Origin of the sequence: Ensifer sp. 1H6, assembly GCF_001976035.1 — a bacterium.
GTDB classification, from domain to species: domain Bacteria; phylum Pseudomonadota; class Alphaproteobacteria; order Rhizobiales; family Rhizobiaceae; genus Ensifer; species Ensifer canadensis.
This window is the reverse complement of record NZ_MOAI01000007.1, coordinates 73330-95992: the sequence shown is the minus strand read 5'-3', so window position 1 is coordinate 95992 and position 22663 is coordinate 73330. Positions and strand designations below refer to the sequence as shown.

The 22663-nt window shown below is 60.1% G+C and carries 18 protein-coding genes; 17 read left to right on the top strand and 1 reads right to left on the bottom strand.

Annotation, left to right across the window (positions count from 1 at the left end; all coding sequences use genetic code 11):
* Positions 1 to 3: 3 nt before the first annotated feature.
* The 10 genes from frr to lpxB all read left to right on the top strand — a co-directional run bounded on the left by frr (position 4) and on the right by lpxB (position 10380).
* Entirely contained in the window at positions 4 to 564 is a 561-nt protein-coding gene (gene frr, locus BKP54_RS10485; protein WP_025426821.1) for a ribosome recycling factor, read from the top strand.
* A 37-nt stretch (positions 565 to 601) separates the two neighbouring features.
* On the top strand, positions 602 to 1345 hold the full coding sequence (locus tag BKP54_RS10480; protein WP_025426822.1) for an isoprenyl transferase: 744 nt from the start codon (positions 602 to 604) through the stop codon (positions 1343 to 1345).
* Positions 1346 to 2179 carry a phosphatidate cytidylyltransferase gene (locus BKP54_RS10475; RefSeq protein ID WP_025426823.1) on the top strand — a complete coding sequence of 278 codons (834 nt, stop codon included), beginning with the start codon at positions 1346 to 1348 and terminating at the stop codon, positions 2177 to 2179.
* 27 nt (positions 2180 to 2206) lie between these two features.
* Positions 2207 to 3340 carry an RIP metalloprotease RseP gene (gene rseP, locus BKP54_RS10470; RefSeq protein ID WP_025426824.1) on the top strand — a complete coding sequence of 378 codons (1134 nt, stop codon included), beginning with the start codon at positions 2207 to 2209 and terminating at the stop codon, positions 3338 to 3340.
* A gap of 250 nt (positions 3341 to 3590) precedes the next feature.
* The gene (gene bamA, locus BKP54_RS10465) at positions 3591 to 5924 is read left to right on the top strand and encodes an outer membrane protein assembly factor BamA (protein WP_025426825.1); all 2334 of its coding nucleotides are present in this window, start codon (positions 3591 to 3593) and stop codon (positions 5922 to 5924) included.
* 48 nt (positions 5925 to 5972) lie between these two features.
* A complete protein-coding gene (gene lpxD / locus BKP54_RS10460) occupies positions 5973 to 7037 on the top strand; it encodes a UDP-3-O-(3-hydroxymyristoyl)glucosamine N-acyltransferase (RefSeq protein ID WP_025426826.1) in 1065 nt (354 codons plus the stop codon).
* A complete protein-coding gene (gene fabZ / locus BKP54_RS10455; protein WP_025426827.1) occupies positions 7030 to 7494 on the top strand; it encodes a 3-hydroxyacyl-ACP dehydratase FabZ in 465 nt (154 codons plus the stop codon). Before lpxD ends, fabZ begins: the two co-directional genes overlap by 8 nt.
* A gap of 2 nt (positions 7495 to 7496) precedes the next feature.
* Positions 7497 to 8306 (top strand): acyl-ACP--UDP-N-acetylglucosamine O-acyltransferase, encoded by an 810-nt coding sequence (lpxA, locus tag BKP54_RS10450; RefSeq protein WP_025426828.1) that lies wholly within the window; start codon positions 7497 to 7499, stop codon positions 8304 to 8306.
* Positions 8307 to 8311: 5 nt separating this feature from the next.
* A complete protein-coding gene (locus BKP54_RS10445) occupies positions 8312 to 9199 on the top strand; it encodes an LpxI family protein (RefSeq protein ID WP_025426829.1) in 888 nt (295 codons plus the stop codon).
* A complete protein-coding gene (lpxB, locus tag BKP54_RS10440; protein ID WP_057205058.1) occupies positions 9196 to 10380 on the top strand; it encodes a lipid-A-disaccharide synthase in 1185 nt (394 codons plus the stop codon). The genes BKP54_RS10445 and lpxB overlap by 4 nt, the downstream gene beginning before the upstream one ends.
* 35 nt (positions 10381 to 10415) lie before the next feature.
* Here lpxB and gltA read toward each other — a convergent pair whose 3' ends face one another.
* Complete coding sequence (gltA, locus tag BKP54_RS10435; protein ID WP_025426831.1) at positions 10416 to 11705, bottom strand: citrate synthase; 1290 nt, start codon at positions 11703 to 11705, stop codon at positions 10416 to 10418.
* A 317-nt stretch (positions 11706 to 12022) separates the two neighbouring features.
* On the opposite strand from gltA, the gene BKP54_RS10430 reads away from it, so the two are divergent.
* The 7 genes from BKP54_RS10430 (at position 12023) to BKP54_RS10400 (ending at position 22637) form a co-directional block, all read left to right on the top strand.
* Entirely contained in the window at positions 12023 to 14461 is a 2439-nt protein-coding gene (locus tag BKP54_RS10430) for a ComEC/Rec2 family competence protein (protein WP_084814399.1), read from the top strand.
* Between the two features lie 173 nt (positions 14462 to 14634).
* Entirely contained in the window at positions 14635 to 15684 is a 1050-nt protein-coding gene (gene exbB, locus BKP54_RS10425; protein WP_084814398.1) for a tonB-system energizer ExbB, read from the top strand.
* A 3-nt stretch (positions 15685 to 15687) separates the two neighbouring features.
* Positions 15688 to 16113, top strand: coding sequence for a TonB system transport protein ExbD (gene exbD / locus BKP54_RS10420; protein WP_025426837.1), 426 nt, complete (start codon positions 15688 to 15690; stop codon positions 16111 to 16113).
* Between the two features lie 234 nt (positions 16114 to 16347).
* Positions 16348 to 17013: a protein-L-isoaspartate O-methyltransferase gene (locus BKP54_RS10415; protein ID WP_025426838.1), complete on the top strand. Its 666-nt coding sequence runs from the start codon at positions 16348 to 16350 to the stop codon at positions 17011 to 17013.
* Between the two features lie 287 nt (positions 17014 to 17300).
* Positions 17301 to 18671: an outer membrane channel protein TolC gene (tolC, locus tag BKP54_RS10410; RefSeq protein WP_025426839.1), complete on the top strand. Its 1371-nt coding sequence runs from the start codon at positions 17301 to 17303 to the stop codon at positions 18669 to 18671.
* A gap of 184 nt (positions 18672 to 18855) precedes the next feature.
* Entirely contained in the window at positions 18856 to 19674 is an 819-nt protein-coding gene (locus BKP54_RS10405; RefSeq protein WP_025426840.1) for a PopZ family protein, read from the top strand.
* 122 nt (positions 19675 to 19796) lie between these two features.
* A complete protein-coding gene (locus BKP54_RS10400; protein WP_057205048.1) occupies positions 19797 to 22637 on the top strand; it encodes a valine--tRNA ligase in 2841 nt (946 codons plus the stop codon).
* Positions 22638 to 22663: the final 26 nt, after the last annotated feature.

The following is a 22663-nucleotide window of genomic DNA, read 5'->3' as shown; positions in this document are numbered from 1 at the left end:
GCCATGAGTGAAGGTGTAGACCTGAAGGAACTGAAGCGTCGCATGGACGGCGCTATCTCCGCATTCAAGAGCGATATCGCGTCGCTGCGCACCGGCCGCGCGTCGGCGAATGTTCTCGATCCGGTAACCGTTGAAGCCTACGGCTCGCGTGTTCCGCTCAATCAGGTGGCAAACATCACCGTGCCGGAACCGCGCATGCTGTCCGTTTCGGTATGGGACAAGCAGATGGTCGGCGCTGTCGACCGTGGCATCCGCGAATCGAACCTCGGCCTGAACCCGATCATCGACGGCCAGAACCTGCGCATCCCGCTGCCTGAACTCAACGAGGAGCGCCGCAAGTCGCTGGTCAAGGTGGCGCACGACTATGCCGAGAAGGCCAAGGTCGCGGTCCGCCATGTTCGGCGCGATGGTATGGACGACCTGAAAAAAGCCGAAAAGGATGGCGACATCGGACAGGATATTAGCCGTGCTCAGTCTGAGCGGGTGCAAAAGATGACCGATGAAACGATTTCCGATATCGACCGCTTGCTCGTCGATAAGGAAAAGGAAATTATGCAGGTCTGATCTGCTCTTGATCTGAGTCTCCTTTCGCGGACGCCTTATGCAAAATCTCATCCCGATCACCGTTCCGGAACACGTTGCCATCATCATGGATGGCAACGGGCGCTGGGCGAATGCGCGCGGTCTGCCGCGCACGATGGGACACCGCAAGGGTGTTGAAGCGGTTCGTGACGCGGTGAAGACGGCGGCTGAAGCGGGGATCCGTTACCTCACGCTGTTTGCCTTCTCGTCCGAAAACTGGAACAGGCCGCAGGCCGAAGTGACGGATCTGATGGGCTTGCTCAAGGCCTTCATTCGTCGCGACCTTGCCGACCTGCACCGCGAGAACGTTCGCATCCGCGTCATCGGGGAGCGATCGAACCTGCGCGGCGACATCCTGCCCCTGCTGATCGAGGCTGAGGAGACGACGAGCGGGAATACCGGCATTACGCTGGTGATCGCCTTCAACTATGGTGCGCGTGACGAGATGACGCGCGCCATGCGCCGCCTGGCAACTGAAGTTGCCGAAGGCCGTCTGCGGCCAGAGGACATAACGCCTGAGCGCATCGCCGCTTCGCTCGATACGGCCGGCATTCCCGATCCGGATCTCATTATTCGCACCAGCGGCGAAGAACGGCTTTCAAACTTTCTTCTTTGGCAGGGAGCCTATTCCGAACTGCTGTTCGTTCCGGAGCTTTGGCCAGACTTCACGCGTGAGACGTTTCTGTCTGCGCTCGAGAAATTCGCCTGCCGCGAGCGTCGCTTCGGCGGTCTGGCGCAGCCGACGTTAGCGGTTGGTTCGTAAATGCAAACAGAACTCAAGCTTCGCATCGCCTCGGGAGTGGTGCTCGCGGCGGTCGCACTCGGTGCGACCTGGTTCGGCGGCTTGGCCTTCCAGCTTCTTTCGGTCCTGATCGCACTGCTCGTTTACTACGAGTGGTCGACGATTACCGGGCTGCCGGAGCGCGATTTTCAAGGCAATGCCTTCGGTTGGCTGTCGCTGGCGATAATCGCCGCTCTCATTCTTCTCGGATATATCGGCTACAGTCTGCCGGCCTTGCTCATTGCTGTCGTTATCGCAGTGCTTTGGGTATCGCTCAAGAAAGGCAGCTGGTGGTTGCCCGGCGGCATCGTCTACGCAGGATTGACCGGCATCTCGCTGGCGGCCCTGCGCGGGGTTGACCAACCCGGCCTGATCGCGACCTTGTTCGTCTTCGCCGTCGTTTGGGGAACCGATATTCTTGCCTATTTCGTCGGTCGGGCGATCGGAGGCCCCAAGCTCGCGCCGCGCATTTCGCCCGGCAAGACCTGGTCGGGCGCCATTGGCGGGACGATTTCCGGCGTTGTGGCCGGCATTGCCGTTTTTATGGCATATTTTCCGCTGCAAGATCTGCGTGTCCCGGCTGTGGCGCTGGTTCTCTCCGTCGCGAGCCAGATCGGAGACCTCTTCGAATCCTTCATAAAGCGCCGATTCGGCGTCAAGGATTCGAGCCATCTCATTCCTGGGCATGGCGGGGTCATGGATCGGGTCGACGGATTGGTCTTTGCCTGCATCGCTACGCTGGTCCTGGTGCTGATACAGTATGTCCTCAGCGATGGGCGTCAGATCGCCTTTGGTTCGGTCTTGCTCGGCCTGTGATGCTGGTGGCAGGCTTAAGGAAAGTTCATGACATATCTGCTTGTTGGCCTGCAATTCGTGACCGGCTACATCGTACCCTTCCTGTTGGTGCTGACCCTTTTGGTCTTCGTGCATGAAATGGGACACTACCTCGTCGGCCGGTGGTCGGGCATTCGTATCCTGGCTTTTTCGGTCGGCTTCGGGCCGGAACTGCTCGGGTGGACCGATAAACACGGCACGAGGTGGAAGTTCTGTGCAATACCGCTGGGCGGCTACGTCAAGTTCTATGGCGACGAGGATGCGGCCAGTACGCCCGATTACAAGCGGCTGGAGGCGATCTCGCCTGAGGAACGGTCACGAACCTTCCTGGGCGCCAAGCTGTGGAAGCGTGCCGCGACCGTTGCGGCCGGTCCGATCGCCAACTTCATCCTTGCCATCGCCATTTTTGCCGTTCTCTTCGCCGTTTATGGGCGTTCGGTTGCGGACCCGGTCGTTGCCCAGGTGAAAGAGAACAGTGCTGCCGCCAAGGCAGGCATTCTTCCGCGCGATAGGTTGATCGCCATCGACGGAACGCCGGTCGCGACCTTCGACGACGTTCGCCGCTATGTCAGCGTGCGACCTGAACTGGAAATCAAGATCCGGATCCAGCGGGACGGTTCATTCCTGGATCTTCCGATGGTGCCTGAGCGAACCGAGATATCGGACCAGTTCGGCAACAAGATGGAGGTCGGAATCATCGGTATCGTCACCGATCAGGATGCGGGCAATTTCCGACTGGTGACTTACGGTCCGATCGAAGCCATAGGGCAGGGGGCGCTTCAGAGCTGGCACATTGTCACCGGCACGTTCGACTATCTGGCGAACCTCGTTACGGGACGTATGAAGGCGGATCAGCTTGGTGGTCCGATCCGTGTCGCTCAGGCCTCGGGCCAAATGGCGACACTGGGTGTGGCTGCCGTGCTGCAGCTTGCAGCCGTCCTGTCAGTTTCCATAGGATTGCTTAACCTCATGCCGGTTCCGGTGCTTGATGGCGGCCACCTGATGTTCTATGCGGTTGAGGCCTTGCGCGGAAAGCCGGTTGGAGCTGCTGCGCAGGACGTCGCTTATCGGATCGGCTTTGCCATGGTGCTGATGCTCATGGTTTTTGCGACCTGGAACGACATTTCGATGTTCTTCGGCTAGCGTTCGGCCGGCGAGCATCTGAGGCGGACGACGACCGATACTCTGAACGATTGGATTTCAATGGCTTGTCCAGCAAGGATTTGTTTACGATAACTCGAATCTGTAGTGGCCGTTAAGCCACGGTTCGAATTGAAGTAAACAGAAATTAACGAGCTGACTTGCTTGTATGGGAAAAGCGGGTAAAACGGCAACCGTGACCGGAGTCGGCACGAAATTGCCGCGCGACGTTGGGAAAAGGTAAGATTTGAACATGAAAGCTGGTTCAAGGTTTTTGAACGCGGTGTCGGCGTTTGCGCTGTCCACGAGTATGGTGGTTTCTGGCGCTGGTGTTGGATTGCTCGCAGGCGCTTCCGTCGCAGAGGCCGCGACCATTAGTCGTGTTGAAGTCCGCGGAGCCACGCGCGTCAGCGCTGAAACGGTTCGTGCGAACATCACGATTGTCCCTGGCAAGAGCTTCAGCAACGCCGATATCGATGCTTCCGTGAAGCGCCTTTACGCGACAGGCTATTTCTCCGATGTCAGCATCAATGTCGCTGGCGGCACGCTTGTCGTCACCGTCAGCGAGAACCAACTGGTCAACCAGGTCGTCTTCAACGGCAACCGCAAGATCAAGGACGACAAGCTTCAGCTCGCCGTCCGCACGCAGCCGCTCGGACCCTACAGCCAGGCGACGGTCGAAACGGATATCCAGTCGATCAAGGACGCCTATGCTGCGATCGGTCGCAGTGATGTCACTGTGACGACCCAGGTCGTCCCGATCGCTGAAGGTCGCGTCAATCTTGCTTTCGTCATCAACGAAGGCGAGCGCACCAAGATTGCGCAGATCAATTTTGTCGGCAACGAAGCCTATAGCGATGGTCGTCTGCAATCCATCATTGCGACGAAGGAATCAGGTATCTTCTCGTTCCTGACCCGCAAGGACGTCTACAACCCGGACAAGCTGCGCGCTGACGAAGAGTTGCTGCGTCAGTTCTACTACAACCGCGGTTATGCCGACTTCCAGGTCGTTTCGTCCGAGTCTTCTCTTAATGAGGCGACCAACGAATACACCGTGACGATCACCGTTGAAGAAGGTCCGCGCTACGACTTTGGTGCAGTGACTGTCGAATCGACGGTTGAAGGTGTGGATGCCGAATCGCTGAAGGGCGTCGTGCTTAGCCGCGAAGGCTCGGTCTACAAGGCCAGGGACATTCAGGAAACGATGAGCGAGATCTCGAGGCGCGTCGCTTCGGCTGGCTACCCGTTTGCCCGCGTGACGCCGCGCGGTAACCGCGACCTCAGCAATCATACGATTGCCGTCGACTATCTCGTCGATCAGGGCGAGCGCGCCTACGTCGAGCGTATCGAAATTCGCGGCAACACCCGAACTCGCGACTACGTCATTCGCCGCGAGTTCGATATGGGTGAAGGCGATGCCTTCAATCAGGAAATGGTTGCGCGCGCCAAGCGTCGCCTTGAGGCTCTCGGTTACTTCTCGACCGTCAATATCTCGACGGCACCTGGCAGTGCGGCAGACCGCGTCGTGGTTATCGTTGACGTACAGGATCAGTCGACCGGTTCGTTCGGTATCGGTGCCGGCTACTCCGCTGGCAGCGGTGGCGGCTTCCTCGTCGAAGCCTCGATCGAGGAAAAGAACTTCCTGGGTCGCGGTCAGTACATTCGCGTCGCGGCAGGTCGCGGCGAAGAGAGTCGGACCTACAACGTTTCGTTCACCGAGCCGTATTTCCTTGGCTATCGTCTGGCTGCCGGCTTCGACGTCTTCAAGAACGAAAACGACTTCGACGACGAAGACTACAGCTATGAAGACCAGGGTTTCAGCCTGCGCATAGCGGCGCCGATCACAGAGAACCTGTCGACCACGCTGCGGTATAACTTCACGACGTTTGACTATAGCGGTAATATTGCAGATCTGTCTTCGCCTTACGTCCGAGCGGTTGAAGGCGGAAACTGGGTCCGTTCGTCGGTATCGCAATCGATCACTTACAACACGCTCGATGATGCGCAACTGCCGCACGATGGCATTCTGGCGACGTTTACGCAGGAGTTCGCCGGCCTCGGTGGCGACTCTGATTTCTACAAGATCACCGGTAAGGCCAAGTGGTATTACACGGTGAACGATGAGGCGGATATTATTGCTTCGCTTGCCGGCGGTGCGGGTCATATCTTCGAGACCGGTAGCGATCTTCAGGTCTTTGACCAGTTCCAACTGGGCAGCAACGATATTCGTGGCTTCGAGCGCAACGGGGTCGGCCCGCGTGATCAGGCAACAGGCGATGCGCTTGGTGGCACCACCTATTTCACGGCGTCGGCCGAAGCAACGTTTCCGCTGCCTGGCATCCCGCGTGACAGCGGCTTCCGCGGCGCAATCTTCGCCGATGCAGGTACGCTCTACAGCAATAAGGTCGCTACGCTGCCCAGTGAAACGGTACTGGGTAACGACTCCTCGCTGCGTGCATCGGTCGGTCTCGGCCTGATCTGGGCGTCGCCGTTCGGTCCGCTGCGTGTCGACTACGCTTGGCCGATCGCGAAGGAAGATTTCGACCGGGTTCAGAATCTGAAGTTCGGTATTTCCTCGTCGTTCTGATAAAGAAGCAGTCCAGAACTGCCAAAAGTAGATCGTTCTGGAGTGTCCATGGAACAGAATTGGTTTTTTCCGCCCCATCAAGGGATTCGTCTGGGTGACCTGGCGAACCAAATTGGGGCGGATCTGACGGATGGCGCGGTGGCAGATCGCGCTATCCACTCGGTAGCACCTGTCAATCGGGCAAAGCCCGGTGACGTCTGTTACATGCTTTCGCGCAAGTACCGTGCTGAGCTGGAAAGCTGCCAGGCTTCCGCGATTATCTGCGACAAGACGATCGCCCCACTCGTACCGTCTCACATTCCCGTTCTCTTGACTGCGCGGCCGCATACGGCCTTCGCGCTGGCAGGTACACTCTTGCACGAGGCTGCCATGCGCCCGGCGCGCAATACCAGCCTTGCCGGTGTGTCGCCGGCCGCCTTCGTTGACCCGACGGCACGCCTTGAAGAGGGCGTGGAGATCGAGCCGATGGCAGTCGTTGGGGCCGGCGCCGAAATTGGTAGCGGAACGAGAATTGCCGCAGGTGTCGTCATAGGGCCGGGCGTTCGCATTGGCCGAGACTGCACGATCGCGGCGGGCGCAAGCGTTCTCTGCGCTCTTGTCGGCAACAGTGTCATCATTCACCCAGGTGCCCGGATCGGCCAGGATGGGTTCGGCTACGCGCCGGGCCCCAAGGGTGGAATGATCAAGATCGTTCAGGTCGGACGTGTGATCATTCAGGATCATGTCGAGATCGGCGCGAACACGACGATCGATCGTGGCACCATGGACGACACCGTCATCGGCGAAGGCACGAAGATCGACAACCTTGTACAGATCGGCCACAACGTCCGCATCGGCCGTTATTGCGGCATCGTCAGTCAGGTCGGCATCGCCGGCAGCACCAGGATTGGTGACGGCGTGATGATCGGCGGCGGTAGCGGCGTCAACGGCCACATCACTGTGGGTGACGGCGTTCAGATCGCTGCCATGAGCGGCGTTGCAAGCGACGTCCCTGCGGGCGAACGCTATGGCGGTATTCCAGCGCGCCCCATGCGCGATTTCCTGCGCGATGTCGCCGAAATGGCCTTGCGCGCAAGTGACAGACAGAAAAAGAAGGATGGCACGAATGAGTGAGGCGGCAACGGTTCTGGGTACGGCTGATATTCAGGAGATCCTGAAGCTTCTTCCGCATCGTTATCCCTTCCTGCTCGTCGACCGGATCATCGAGATCGACGGCGACAATTCGGCGATCGGCATCAAGAACGTCTCGGCAAATGAGCCGCACTTTACCGGCCATTTTCCGGAGAAGCCGATCATGCCGGGCGTCCTGCTGATCGAGGGCATGGCGCAGACGGCGGGCGCGATCTGCGCGCGCAAGACTGCTTCGGGTACCAACCTCGTCTACTTCATGACCATCGACAATGCGCGCTTCCGCAAGCCGGTTGTTCCGGGTGATCGTGTTGAGTTTCATGTCGTGAAGCAGAAACAGCGCGGCAATATCTGGAAGTTTCATTGTGACGCAAAAGTTGACGGGCAACTTGTCGCGGAAGCTGATATCGGCGCGATGATAGTCAGCACGGAAGACGCTTAAACATGATTGCATCAACAGCGAAGATCCACCCGTCCTCGATCATCGAAGATGGCGCGGTCATCGGTGAGAACGTCAAAATCGGCCCGTTTTGCTACATCGGGCCGAAAGTCGTTCTCGGAGACGACATGGAACTGATGAGCCACGTCGTTGTCGCCGGCCGCACGACGGTCGGCAAGGGCACCAAGATTTTCCCGAATGCCGTCATTGGCGGAGATTCGCAAAGCGTGCATCACAGCACTGTCGACACCATTTTGCAGATCGGCGACAACTGCACGATCCGCGAAGGTGTCACGATGAATGCGGGAACCGTCGAATATGGCGGTGCGACGATCGTCGGCAATAACAATCTGTTCCTCGCCTATTCGCATGTGGCGCATGATTGCCGCCTCGGCAGCAACATCATCATGTCGAACAACGTGTTGTTGGCCGGCCATGTGACGATCGAGGACCGCGCTATCCTTGGCGGCGGCTGTGCCGTGCACCAATTCACGCGCATCGGTCGTCAGGCGTTCATCGGCGGCCTCTCCGCCGTAAGCTACGACGTCATTCCCTATGGCATGCTCAACGGCAATCCCGGTGTCCTGAGCGGGCTGAACGTTGTGGGCATGACCCGGGCGGGCATTGAGCGTGCAACGATCCACGTGGTTCGCCGCGCCTACAAGCAGATCTTCGAGGGCCCAGAATCAGTTCGCGCCAATGCCGCCGCCATTCGCGCTGATTATGCCGACTGTGCGCCTGTTGTCGAAATCCTCGATTTCATCGCAGCCGAAAGCGACAGGGCACTGTCTTCACCAAGTCGCGGCAAGGCCTGACCGTGATGTCGGCCACGGCGAGCCGCGCAGCAACTGGCGGCCGGCTCGCGATCATCGCCGGCGGCGGAGCGCTGCCGCATCATGTGGCCGAGGCCGTTCGTGCCCGTGGAGAAGATCCATTTGTGATCGCGCTCTCGCGCGAAGCGGAAGAGAGCGATTGGGTCGGTTTCGATCACTCCGTGCTCGCCATCGGCGATTTCTCCGGCATCAGCCGCACATTCAAAGAACAACGCATCGACCGCGTTGTGCTTTCGGGCTGGGTCCGTCGTAGACCGGAATGGCGCGACATTCGCCCGACGCTGAAAACGCTTGCCAGAATACCGAGCGTTTTGAAGACGCTGGTGTCTGGCGGCGATGACGCTGTCTTGCGCATGGCGATGCAACTCATCGAAGCAAGCGGCGCCCACGTGATCGGCGTGCATGAGGTGGTTCCGAACCTTCTGGCGGATCCAGGGCCGATTGGCGCTATCGCCCCATCGGACGATGACAGACGCGACGTTGAGGCCGGCATCGCTGCCGCCAACGCGCTTGGCGAACTCGACGTGGGGCAGGGCGCCATCGCTGTCGGTGGTCGCGTGGTTGCCCTGGAGGGCGCCGAGGGCACCGATGCGATGCTCGAGCGGGTGGCGACACTCAAGACGGAAGGACGCGTCTCGGCGCGTCGGCGTGGCGTTCTGGTCAAGCTTTGTAAGCCGGGGCAGGACTTGCGTGCGGATCTGCCATCGATCGGACCATCGACCGTCGCTGGCGCTGTCGCGGCCGGGCTTGCCGGAATTGCTGTCGAGGCCGGTCGCGCCCTGGTGCTCGAGCGCGCGGAGGTGATCGAAGCTGCCAACCGCGCGGGGCTGTTTGTCATTGGTGTCGAGCGGAGCGGTCACCGGGGAAAAGCATGAGCGGACAAGGCTACAAGCTGGCGGTCATTGCCGGCGAGGTATCGGGCGATCTTCTTGGCGCAGATCTGGTGCGGGCACTGCGTGCACAATGCGGGCGTGATGTCGAGCTTGTCGGCGTTGGCGGCGACGGTCTTGAGGGCGAAGGCCTGGAATCGCTGTTCGATTATTCCGAACTTTCGATCATGGGCTTCTCGCAAGTGCTCGCGCGTCTGCCAAAGTTGATTCTGCGCATCCGCCAGACGGCGAATGCCATTATTGCTGCGCGCCCCGATGCCTTGCTGATCATCGATAGTCCGGATTTCACCCATCGTGTCGCGCGTCGCGTTCGCGACGCGCTGCCGGATCTGCCTGTCATCAACTATGTCTGCCCGAGCGTATGGGCCTGGAAGCCGGAACGCGCGCCGCGCATGCGCAGCTATGTCGATCATGTTCTGGCGGTGCTGCCGTTCGAGCCCGAGACCATGCGCAAGCTTGAGGGGCCGCCGACGACCTATATCGGCCATCGGCTTGCCTCGGATGCCAATGTGCTTGCCGTCCGCGCCAGCCGACGCGAAAGACTGAACGACGTCAATGGTAGCGCGGTTTCCACCTGCCTGCTTCTGCCGGGATCGCGTTCAAGCGAAATCAAGCGGCTGCTACCGATCTTCAGGCAGATGACCGAGGAACTCGCTCGCCGGCATTCCGGCGTCCGCTTGCTGTTGCCGACGGTTCCGCGCCAGGAAAAACTGGTGCGCGAGATCACGGCCGGTTGGACGGTTCAGCCGGAAATATTGGTGGGAGCCACCGAGAAATGGGCTGCCTTCGACAAGGCGGATGCGGCAATCGCCGCGTCGGGAACGGTCATCCTAGAGCTTGCGCTAGCCGGCGTTCCCGTCGTTTCTACCTATGATGCCGACTGGCTTGTGCGGTTGCTGCACAACCGCATCCGCATCTGGAGCGGGGCGCTTCCCAATCTCATCGCCGATTTCCCGATCGTGCCGGAGTATTTCAACCAGAGCATTCGTCCGGGCGCCTTGACCCGCTGGGTCGAGCGGCTGTCCGGGCCGACGGCCCAGCGCGCGTCGATGCTCGACGGCTACGCGCTGGTACAGCAGCGCATGGCGACAAGCAGACCGCCGGGCGAATTGGGCGCCGAGATCGTCCTCTCCTATCTGCAAAATCGAAAGCCCGGTCATCTCTGACCGGGCTTTTCTCATTTCCTGATTTCCGTTTGGCGTTAACGCTTGGAGACCGGCACGTAGTCACGCTGCGGAGCGCCGACATAGAGCTGGCGCGGGCGGCCGATGCGCTGTTCCGGATCTTCGATCATTTCGTTCCACTGGGCGATCCAGCCGACGGTGCGCGCAAGCGCGAACAGCACGGTGAACATGGTGGTGGGGAAGCCCAGCGCCTTCAGCGTGATGCCGGAGTAGAAGTCGATGTTCGGGTAGAGCTTCTTCTCGACGAAGTACTCGTCGGTGAGCGCGATACGTTCGAGTTCCATCGCCACTTCGAGGAGGGGATCGTCCTTGTGGCCGAGTTCTGCAAGCACTTCATGCGTGGTCTTCTGCATGATCTTGGCGCGCGGATCGTAGTTCTTGTAGACGCGGTGGCCGAAGCCCATCAGGCGGAACGGATCATTCTTGTCCTTGGCCTTGGCGATGTATTCCGGAATGCGGTCAGCCGTGCCGATTTCGGCCAGCATGTTGAGCGCAGCTTCGTTCGCGCCGCCGTGGGCCGGGCCCCAGAGGCAGGCGATGCCAGCGGCGATGCAGGCAAAGGGATTGGCACCTGACGAACCGGCAAGGCGCACGGTCGAGGTCGAAGCATTCTGCTCGTGGTCGGCATGCAGGATGAAGATGCGATCCATGGCGCGCGACAACACCGGGTTCACTACATATTCCTCGCAAGGCACGGCAAAGCACATGCGCAGGAAGTTCGAGGCGTAGTCTAGATCGTTCTTCGGATAAACGAACGGCTGGCCGATATGGTACTTGTAGGCCATCGCGGCGATCGTCGGCATCTTGGCGATCATGCGCAGCGAAGCGACCATGCGCTGGTGCGGATCGGTGATGTCGGTCGAGTCGTGATAGAAGGCCGACAGGGCGCCGACGCAACCGCACATGACGGCCATCGGGTGGGCATCGCGACGGAAGCCGGTGAAGAAGCGCGACATCTGCTCATGCACCATGGTGTGGTGTGTGACGCGGTAGTCGAAGTCAGCCTTCTGCGCCTTCGTCGGCAGTTCGCCGTAAAGCAGGAGATAGCAGACTTCGAGGAAGTCGCCATGTTCTGCGAGCTGTTCGATCGGGTAGCCGCGGTGCAGGAGCACGCCTTCGTCACCGTCGATATAGGTGATCTTGGATTCGCACGACGCCGTCGACGTAAAGCCCGGGTCGTAGGTGAACATCTTGGTCTGCTTGTAGAGCGAGCCGATATCGACCACATCAGGACCGATGGACCCCGATCGCACTGGTAGCTCCGCCGACTTTCCATCGAATGTTACGACCGCGCTTTTTTCTGTCATGGGGACCCTCCGTCTTATGGCAACGTGGCACAGAGACCATGCCACGAAAATGAACGTTGCGAATTTGCTATATGATTTATTTTCGGCTGCCAAGCTGTACGAAAGGCAAATTGTGCGATGCGAAAATGTGCATATGGCGACGCAATAATCGCACGTTAGAGCAATATGTCCAACCGGATCAATAACTGTCAGGATAATGATGCGGTACCATTCCATATAGGTTTGCCGCTTTTTTCGGCAGATGACGTTCAGGTTGCGGTTGGGTGATGTTGGTTGCATGATCGACCTCTACCGTCTTAGGGGAGTGGTACCGTACGATGAGCGAGATCGAAGTCCGGTCTTTGATGCAGGACGCAGATCGTGTCGCTCCGGCACCACCCGCTTCGGTTTCGATCGGGAGCATGTCTGCAACGCCTGCGAATGCACGCGGCAACCTCGTTTTTCCCCTTGTCAAATCTTGCGCCGCGCTCGCGCACGCACGCCTCCGACCAGAGGCGATTGCCGCACACTGGCGCGAAGCGGTCGAAGAAGAATCGGCCTTCGGCCACGGATTGGTGCTTGTCCCCGTCCTGTTAGCCGCCGGCGTGCTGACGTGGCTCTCGCTGCCCTATGACCTCGGACTCATCAAACTTGCACTGCTGCTTTGCGTTTTCGGAATAGCCGCCTTGCTGTGCAACCTCCGTGTGCGCGCCCTGCGTGCGCCGAGGATCGCAGCGGGGCTGTTCACGGCGGGAATGATGCTTGCGGCGATCGAGGCATCGCGCATCGACACGATCGTTCTCGATGGACCGGTAACGACGAACCTGCGCGGCAAGGTATTTTCGCGCGAGAAGAATGATCGGGACCACTGGCGCTACGGAATTGTCATCGAGCAAACCACGAAGCCGACGTTGCGCCGTGCGCCGTTGAAGGCCATGGTGCTGTCGCGCAGCCCGCACGCGCCGTTGGCGATCGGGGCAACGATCGAGGGCAGGGCGCGTCTTTCGCCGCCTTCCGGCCCTGCGTTGCCAGGCCTCAACGACTTCGCATTCGATTCTTATTTCCGGCAGATCGGCGCCGTCGGTTACTTCTATGGTGCGCCACTTAGCCCGATAGCCGACGGTGCTGCGACGGTGGCGGACCGCTCGTTTTGGATGCGGATGGCGGAGTATCTGGCCGCGCTACGCGAAACGGTCGGCGAGCGGATCCGCACGGCAGTCGGTGGCGACACTGGTGCGCTCGCTGCAGCCCTGGTGACGGCGGAAGAAAGGGCGATTGGTCGCGACACCGTCGAGATGCTGCGACAGGCGGGCTTGGCGCACGTTTTGGCGATCTCCGGTCTCAACATGGTGCTTGCGGCAGGTACGTTTCTAATCGGAGCGCGTACCGTCTTGAGTGCGGTTCCCGGGTTGGCGCAGCGCGTGGCGATCAAGAAGGTTGCCGCTGCGGGCGCTCTGGCAATGGTCTTCCTTTACATCTTGATTTCCGGTGGAGCCGTATCCGCCGTCCGCGCCTGGATCATGATTTCGAACATGCTGGTTGCGGTCTTCTTCGACCGCATGTCGATCAGCCTGAGAAATATCGCGCTGGCTGCGATTGTCATCATCGTGATCACGCCATCTGCCGTTGCGGGGCCGGGCTTCCAGATGTCGTTCGCCGCCACGCTGGCGTTGGTTGCTGGCTATGCGCGCTGGCGCGAGCGTGCGGAAGCAGAAGAGCCGGCAGTCGCCGGGCGTTGGTGGGGCAGGCGGCTCGTCACGGGTTTCGTTATCGGCGTGGTTGCGACCTCATTGATCGGCGGACTTGCAACCGCGGTTTACTCTGCCGCCTATTTCCAGCGACTGCCGGCCTATGGGTTGCTCGCCAATATTCTCGCAGCGCCACTGATCAGCATTGTGATCATGCCGTTCGGCCTCTTCGCCATGGTGTTGACGCCTTTCGGTCTCGAGCAGTACCCGCTCGCCGTCATGGCTTGGGGCCTTGACGGTATGCTGGTGATCGCCCGCTTCGTCACGTCGCTCGACGGCGAGTTTCTGACCGGCCGCGTCGGGCCGCTGGCATTCGTTCTTATCGCTGCCGGCGGCGTTATTCTGTGTGTGTTGCGCACTTGGCTGGCAGGGCTCGGAGCCGTGCAATTGCCGGCGATCGTGGTATCGGAAGATGGGCGCCTCGTCGGATTGGTCACCGACGCCGCCATTGCGACGAACCGGGATCGTCCCTCCGACTTCCTTTTCTCTCAATGGCAGCGGGCATTGGCGGTCGACGCCCACGTCGCTCCGATGCCCGCGCAAGGGGCGGTCGCTGATGGTCTTTATCCCGAGGCGAAGCTACGGCCCGCGAAGGCGCAAACGAGGACCATCGATGCCGCGACAGCCGCCGCCATCCGTCACGATATCAACTCCGCGCTCGGCCAAGTTTCGCCGAATGCTTTTTCGTGCCGCGAGAAAGAATGGTGCATCGCTCGAAGCGATGCCGGCTGGACCGTTGCTCTCGTCGAAAACCCCTACCTGTTTGAGGTGCTGTGCAATCAGGTCGATCTGCTGATCGTGCCGGGAAGCACCGAGCGGACCTGTTCATCCGGCCGGGCGCGGATCCTGAGTGGACGCCTGCAGCGATTGGTAGGTGCGATCGAGATTTTCGCCGAGCCGGTTGCGGGCGATGAGCTTCCGAAAATGCGCTTCAAGACGTCGTTCACGTCGCTGCAACGCCCTTGGGAGCGGCACCGCGCATATGACTGGAGAAGTGACGGCTTCGTCGATAACTCTCCCGCCCTTTGAGATCTCGATTGAAACGCAGGCATGAAATTATTCTTGATCTTTATACTCCACAAATCCTTGTGTTTCGTTCATAGTTTGTCGTAAAGAGCGGCCAATGCACGTTGAGGTGGCCGAAATTCCGGCTGCCCTGTGATTTTTGTGATGGCGAAACGGACCAGTACGCGAGGAACAAGATGCCCAATCGAACACGATCGAAGCTGAATTTGTTGGCCGCAGCGACATTGGTGCTGGCTTCTGGTCTTCCCTCGACGGTCGTGTTTGCACAGGCGACAACCTCAACCGAAACGACCGCTCCTGCGGTCAGCCAGGCTCAAGACGCGGGACCTGCGGGAACGGCACGGGCCAATGCCAATGCAGCGGCCCGTGGCGAGCAGCCGACTGTCGACGGTCTTCCGGCCACCGGGTCTGAAGCCGGCGCACAAACACCGGCTGTGTCGATTGAGACGCCCGCAGCAGAAGCGGCGGCCAACCCAGTCCTGCCACACGACCTTTCGCCTATCGGCATGTTCCTTGCCGCCGACATGGTGGTGAAGGCAATGATGATCGGGCTGGCGCTCGCCTCGGTCATCACCTGGGCGATTTTCGTGGCCAAGACGTTTGAACTCTTCGCCGCAAAGGCGCGCCTCAGCCGCGCCGTCCGTCAGCTCTCCGCTGCAAACGGGTTGGCAGAGCTTAAGTCCACATTCAACGGCAAGGCGGGCCCTGCCGCGGAAATGGTTGCCGCTGCGATCGATGAGATGGTGCGTTCGGAGGCTGTGCTCGATCACGCACCGGCAGCTGGTCTCAAGGAACGCGTCGCATCGCTGCTGACGCGTATCGAGGTTCGCGCCGGCAAGCGCATGACGAGCGGAACGGGCATCCTTGCCTCGATCGGCTCCGTCGGCCCGTTCGTCGGTCTGTTCGGAACCGTCTGGGGGATCATGAACTCCTTCATTGGCATCAGCAAAGCGCAGACGACCAACCTGGCGATCGTTGCTCCCGGTATTGCCGAAGCGCTGCTGGCGACCGCAATCGGTCTCGTTGCCGCTATCCCCGCCGTTATCATCTACAACTACTTTGCCCGCGCGGTGGGTGGCTACAAGGTGATCCTCGCCGACGCGGCAGCCGCCGTCGAACGGCTTGTCAGCCGCGATCTCGATCATCGCCTGGTCCGCAAGGCGCAACCGCGTCGCCAGGATGGCTTTGCCCATCCGGCAGACGCGTCGATCGCAAGGATCGGGTGAGACATGGCCGGCAAGGTTACCGACAGCGGCGGCGATCTCGACGAGAACAGCGAGATCAACGTCACCCCATTCATCGATGTCATGCTCGTTTTGCTGATCATCTTCATGGTCGCGGCACCACTTGCGACCGTGGACATGAAGGTCGATCTGCCGCAATCGGCCTCCAAGCCGACGCCGCGCGACGATAAGCCGGTCTTCGTCACGCTCAACGCCGACCTCGGTCTGGCGATTGGCAACGAAGAAACAGCCCGTGAGGAATTTGCGGTGGAGCTTCAGCGCCTGACGGAGGGTAACACCGAGACGCGCGTTCTGCTGCGTGCGGACAAGGCCGTCGACTACGGCGAGCTGATGACGGTCATGAACCTCATCCAGAACGCCGGTTATACGAAGATTGCCCTCGTTGGGCTCGAAGGGGCGCCTGGCCGCTGACGTCAGGCTCTCTCTGTTCTGGCGGCAGCCAGCGCCGCCGCCCGTGCCGGGCCGTGCAAACGTCGCTTCGGTGTTTCTCGTTCCTTTTTCCGCTGCAAGATGTCGCTGTCGCTTGAAACCAGCGGGAGGGCGATTTATGAGCTTATATAAAGGCGCCATATTTGGCAGCCAGAAGACGACTGCGCGGTCATCCGGGATACCGGTGCCGTGCCATCCGGACACGAGGGCAGTATGATGAATTTCGAAGCGGCGCGCACCAAGATGGTGGACAACCAGATCCGGACGACGGATGTGACGTCCCATGCGATCCTGTCCGCTTTCCTCTCCGTACCGCGCGAAGAATTCGTGCCTTCGCGGATGAAGGAACTCGCCTATATCGATGCCGACATCGAACTCGACGGCGCTAAGGGCGCAAGCCCGCGGTACCTGATGGAGCCGTCGCCGCTCGCCAAGCTGCTGCAACTCGCCGAAATCTCGAAGTCAGACGTGGTGCTGGAGATCGGCTGTGGCACCGGTTACGCCTCGGCGCTGCTTTCGTTGATCGCCGGTTCGGTCGTCGCACTCGAAAGCGATGAAGCGCTTGCCGCAACTGCGACGGAAACCTTGGCACGGCTGGGCTATGACAACGTTGCCGTGGTCACCGGCGATCTTGGCAAGGGATATGCCGGCGAGGCACCCTATGATGTCATTTTCGTTCATGGTTCGGTAGAAGTGCTTCCTCCGGCCTTGTTCGAGCAGTTGCGCGACGGCGGCCGGCTTATTGCCGTTGAAGGCTTCGGTAACGCTTCGCGTGCTAAGCTTTATGTCCATGAGCATGGGAAGACGTCCGAAAGGGCGGATTTCAACACTGCGGTCAAGCCGCTTCCCGGCTTCCGCCGCGAGCAGACTTTTGTTTTTTGAGGTGCCACTTATTGAGGTATCTCAACATTTGATTGTGCTGCTAAAATAGCAATGTTGCCAATTGGCAACGAACCACCTGTTTCTTTTTGAAATGATCGTGCGCAGTATCGGTGTACAGTTGTGATCAGGCCGAATCCGGGTTTCAAAGAGTGCTGAGGTAGTGATTTGCTCACCGGTGGGCGGTGTGAGCGCTTCATCGCCGTATTTAGGGCGGCCCGGTTTCGACGTCGGAATGGTGCCGCAGGAAATAGTGGGCTGGCTTTGCCGCCCCGATCGGAGAGGGAAGTATGGTGTCGATTGTCCGCAAAGCAGCCTTTTGGGCTGCCGTCTCGACGAGTGTACTGCTTGCGCCGCAGGCCGTGCTGGCGGAGACGATCTTCGGCGCAATGGCCAAAGCCTATGAAAATAACCCGGATCTGAACGCCGCGCGCGCTGGTCTTAGGGCGACCGACGAAGGGGTGCCGATCGCGAAGTCCGGGTTTCGTCCACAGGTTTCGGCTTTTGCAAACGGAACGCTTTCAAACGTCGACAACGAGCTTACCGGAAGCCGGGACTTTCATCAGGGGCAGATCGGTATCACCGTAACCCAGATGATTTTTGATGGCTTTCAGACGCTGAACAATGTTCGCGCCGCTGAATCGAATGTCTTCGCCAACCGCGAATCGCTTCGCGCAAACGAGATCCAGATTCTGCTCGCAGCAGCCACGTCCTACGCCAACATCGCGCGCGACCAGCAGATCGTTGTTATTCGCCGGCAGAACCTCGCCTTCCTCAGGGAACAGCTGAACGCATCCCAGGCTCGCCTTGACGTGGGTGAAGGCACCCGCACGGACGTCAGCCTTTCCGAGGCATCGCTTGCCGACGCGCAGTCGCTTCTGATTACCGCCATTGCGCAGTTGAAGCAGAGCGAATCAGTCTACGTGCAGATCGTCGGCGTTGCGCCGACGGGTATCAAGCAGCCGGGGCCGGCCACCAAGGGGCTTCCGCGTTCGCTCGATCAGGCTGTTGCCCTGGGATTGCGTCAGCACCCGACCATTCTCGCCGCCCAGTACAACGTCGATACGGCCGGCTTCCAGGTGAAGTCTGCTGAAGGCACCATGCTGCCCGGCGTGAGCATTCAGGGGCAGGTTGGACGCGTGACCGGCAACTCCGGCGACGGTCTTGACAGCAACGCGTCGAGCGTTACTGCCCGCCTGACGGTGCCGATCTACCAGGGTGGCGCGGAATACGGTCAGATTCGCCAAGCGAAGGAGACCTTGGGCCAGCAGCGCATCCTCGTCGATTCGCAGCGCGCCGCCGTTCAGCAGAACGTCGTGAGCGCACACGCCCAACTTGAGGCGGCAATTGCGCGCATCGGCGCCAACAAGACGCAGATCTCGGCGGCTAACATGGCGCTTGCCGGCGTCATCGAAGAGCGCAATGTTGGTCAGCGCACTACGCTCGACGTGCTCGATTCGCAGCAGACCGTTCTGAATGCGCAGGAACAGCTGGCTATCGCCCAGCGCGACGCCGTCGTCGCAAGCTACGGTCTGCTCGCTGCCACCGCGACACTGAGCGTCAAGAGCCAGGGCCTGCAGGTCGCGGAATATCGCGCCGAAGAGCATTACGAAGCCGTCAAGGACAAATGGTTCGGACTTCGAACCGTCGACGGCCGCTGATCAAAGAAAACGCCTCGGGAAACCGGGGCGTTTCTGCTTCTGCCGATCGAAACAAATCTGTGCAACAATCCAAGTGTCTGATTCGTGGCGTATGTTTCGTCCGCGGACTCACTTAAGGTTTGTTTGTTATCGGCACATGCGTCGTTTCGGGACACATGCTCTGCCGCGTCAAACGGGGATAGAAATGGCACAGCTCAATGTCGCGCGTGAACCTTCGATGGATGAGATTCTCGCATCCATTCGCAAGATCATCGAGAGCAATGAGCCGGGGCAGACCGATTTCTCCTCGCGTGACCAATACGAGGACGACGGCTCGGATGAGATTGAACTGACGATCGACAGCGAAATCGAGGCTGCCGCTTTCGGCAGGCGGGAGGACCATGGCGAGGCGTCCAAGCTCGCTACACCTTCGCCGGAGATCGAGGTGGCCGTCATTCCTTCGGAGCCGCATTCGAGCATCGCGCAGCCGCCGCTTTCGCTGGCGGACGTTGCAGCCCGAGTAAGGGCGGCCTCCGAGCGCCACACCATGAGCTATACCGCCAAAGAGCCGGTCAAGGATGTGCCTTCGCGCAGCGTTCAGGATAGTCCGGTCATCACGTCACGTATGGCAGCAGTGTCCGCGCCGCCGGCGCCGGTTGATCGTCTCTCGGTGAGCGCCGTACAAGAGCCCGTCAATCGGGCGGTAGCTGTTGAAGCGCTGAAGGTAGCAGACCCGGCACCCGTAGCCGTTTCGGCCGGACCGGTGGCTGTTATTGCCGAAGAGCCCGTGACCGAAAAGGCCGCGCCTGCGATCCTTTCACCCGAGGTTGGTCGTCAGGTCGCTCAGTCCTTCGACAATCTTGCCCAGGCGGTCGACCTCAGCACGCGGCGGTCGTTCGACGAAATTGCCGAAGAAATGCTGCGCCCGATGCTGCAGGAATGGCTGGACGACAACCTACCGACCTTGGTTGAACGGCTGGTGCGTGAAGAGATCGAACGCGTCGCGCGCGGCCCCCGGCGCTAGGATCTGAACCTTTCCGATACAGAGGCCGCGGAACAGTCGCGGCCTTTTTGCGTTCGTGTTGACTTGCACCGGTCGTTCCGGTTTACAAGACATAGACATCAATCTCCAAAATTGGCTTCAAAATGCTTGATAAGACCTACGATTCCGCATCCGTCGACCCACGTATCGCCAAGAAGTGGGACGAAGAAAACGCGTTTCGTGCGGGTGCGGGAGCAAAGCCCGGCGCCGACAGCTTCTGTATCGTGATCCCGCCACCGAACGTGACGGGCTCGCTGCACATGGGCCATGCGCTGAACAACACGCTGCAGGACGTGCTGGTACGGTTCGAGCGCATGCGCGGCAAGGACGTGCTGTGGCAGCCGGGCATGGACCATGCCGGTATCGCCACGCAGATGGTCGTCGAGCGCAAGCTGATGGAACAACAGCAGCACCGCCGCCAGATGGGCCGTGAAGCCTTCATCGAGAAGGTCTGGGAGTGGAAGGCCGAATCCGGCGGGTTGATTTTCAACCAGCTGAAGCGGCTTGGCGCTTCCTGCGACTGGTCGCGCGAGCGCTTCACCATGGACGATGGTCTGTCGGAGGCCGTCCTCGAAGTGTTCGTCTCGCTCTACAAGGAAGGCTTGATCTATAAGGACAAGCGTCTGGTCAATTGGGACCCGAAGCTGCTGACGGCGATTTCCGACCTGGAGGTCGAGCAGCACGAAATCAACGGAAACCTCTGGTACCTGCGCTATCCACTCGAGCCGGGTGTCACCTATCAGCATCCGGTCGCCTTCGACGAAGACGGCAAGGCGACGGAATGGGAAACTCGCGACTACCTGGTCGTTGCCACCACGCGGCCGGAAACGATGCTTGGCGACAGCGGTATTGCCGTCAATCCGGAAGACGCGCGCTACAAGCCGCTCATCGGCAAACACGTCATTCTGCCGATTGTCGGCCGCCGTATCCCCGTTGTCGGTGACGACTATGCCGATCCGACCGCTGGAACGGGCGCCGTCAAGATTACGCCCGCGCACGATTTCAACGATTTCGACGTCGGCAAACGTGCAGGCCTCGCAGCCATCAACATCCTGACCATCGAAGGTCGGATCACCATCAAGGACAATGAGGAGTTCCTCGAGGGCCTCAGCGACCCCGCGGCCCTGCATGGCGCCTGGGATGAGCTTGAGGGCAAGGACCGTTTCGAAGCGCGCAAGATCATCGTTCGGATCTTCGAGGAAGGCGGCCTGCTCGACAAGATTGAGCCGCACAAGCACATGGTCCCGCACGGCGACCGTGGCGGGGTGCCGATCGAGCCGCGCCTGACCGAGCAATGGTATGTCGATGCGAAGACGCTGGCGAAGCCCGCGATCGCATCGGTCAAGGAAGGTCGTACCAACTTCGTCCCGAAGAACTGGGAGAAGACCTATTACGAATGGATGGAGAACATCCAGCCCTGGTGCGTCTCGCGCCAACTCTGGTGGGGACACCAGATCCCGGCCTGGTATGGCCCGGACGGCCAGGTCTTCGTAGAGAAGACCGAGGAAGAGGCGCTGCACGCCGCGATCCAGCACTATCTGGCGCACGAAGGTCCAATGAAGGCCTATGTCGAAGACCTGCTTGAAAACTTCAAGCCGGGCGAGATCCTGACCCGTGACGAAGACGTGCTGGACACCTGGTTCTCGTCGGCGCTCTGGCCGTTCTCGACGCTCGGCTGGCCGAACGAAACGCCGGAACTCGAAAAATACTATCAGACCGATGTTTTGGTCACCGGCTTCGACATCATCTTCTTCTGGGTCGCCCGCATGATGATGATGGGTCTGCATTTCATGAAGGATGCGGACGGTACGCCGGTCGAGCCGTTCCACACCGTCTATGTCCACGCGCTCGTTCGCGACAAGAATGGGCAGAAGATGTCGAAGTCCAAGGGCAACGTCATCGACCCCTTGGAACTGATGGACGAATACGGTGCCGACGCGCTGCGCTTTACCCTGGCGATCATGGCCGCCCAGGGGCGCGACGTGAAGCTCGACACCGCTCGCATTGCCGGCTACCGCAATTTCGGAACGAAGCTCTGGAACGCCACGCGTTTTGCCCAGATGAACGGCGTCACCAATAGTGACGGCTTCATCCCCGAGGCATCGTCGCTGACGATCAATCGCTGGATCCTGACCGAGCTCTCACGGACGATCCGCGATGTCACCGAAGCGCTCGAAGGCTTCCGGTTCAACGAGGCCGCTGGCAGTCTCTATCGGTTCGTCTGGAACCAGTTCTGCGACTGGTACCTCGAACTGCTGAAGCCGGTCTTCAGCGGCGAGGATGAAGCGGCAAAACGCGAATCCCAAGCTTGTGTCGCCTATGTTCTCGATGAGATCTACAAGCTGCTGCACCCCTTCATGCCCTTCATGACCGAAGAGCTCTGGGATCAGACGGCGGGCGAGGGGCGTGAGCGCGCGGGCCTGCTCTGCCACGCGGAATGGCCGTCTGCCTCCTACGCCGACGATGCCGCAGCTGACGAGATCAACTGGCTGATCGATCTGGTTTCCGGCATCCGTTCGGTCCGTTCGGAAATGAACGTCCCGCCGGCAGCGACCGCACCACTCATCGTGGTCGCAGCCAACGCACTGACGCGCGAGCGGCTAGAGCGGCATGCTTCGGCCATCGGTCGCCTGGCGCGCGTCGAGCATATCGACCATGTGGCGGTGGCGCCGGGCGGCAGCGCGCAGATCGTCGTTGCGGAGGCAACGTTCTGCCTGCCGCTTGGCAACCTGATCGATCTCTCGGCCGAAAAATCGCGTCTGGAAAAAGCGATCTCCAAGGTCGAAGTCGAGCGGGAACGTATCCTCAGCAAGCTGGCCAACGAGAAGTTCGTCGCCAATGCAAAGCCGGAGCTGGTCGAAGCCGAGCGTGAACGTCTCGTTGAACTGGATCTGCAGAAGGACTCCCTCGGCATCGCCTTGGCGCGGGTTGCAGAAGCCGGCTGAGGGTACTGCAAGCTCTGATCTTGTGT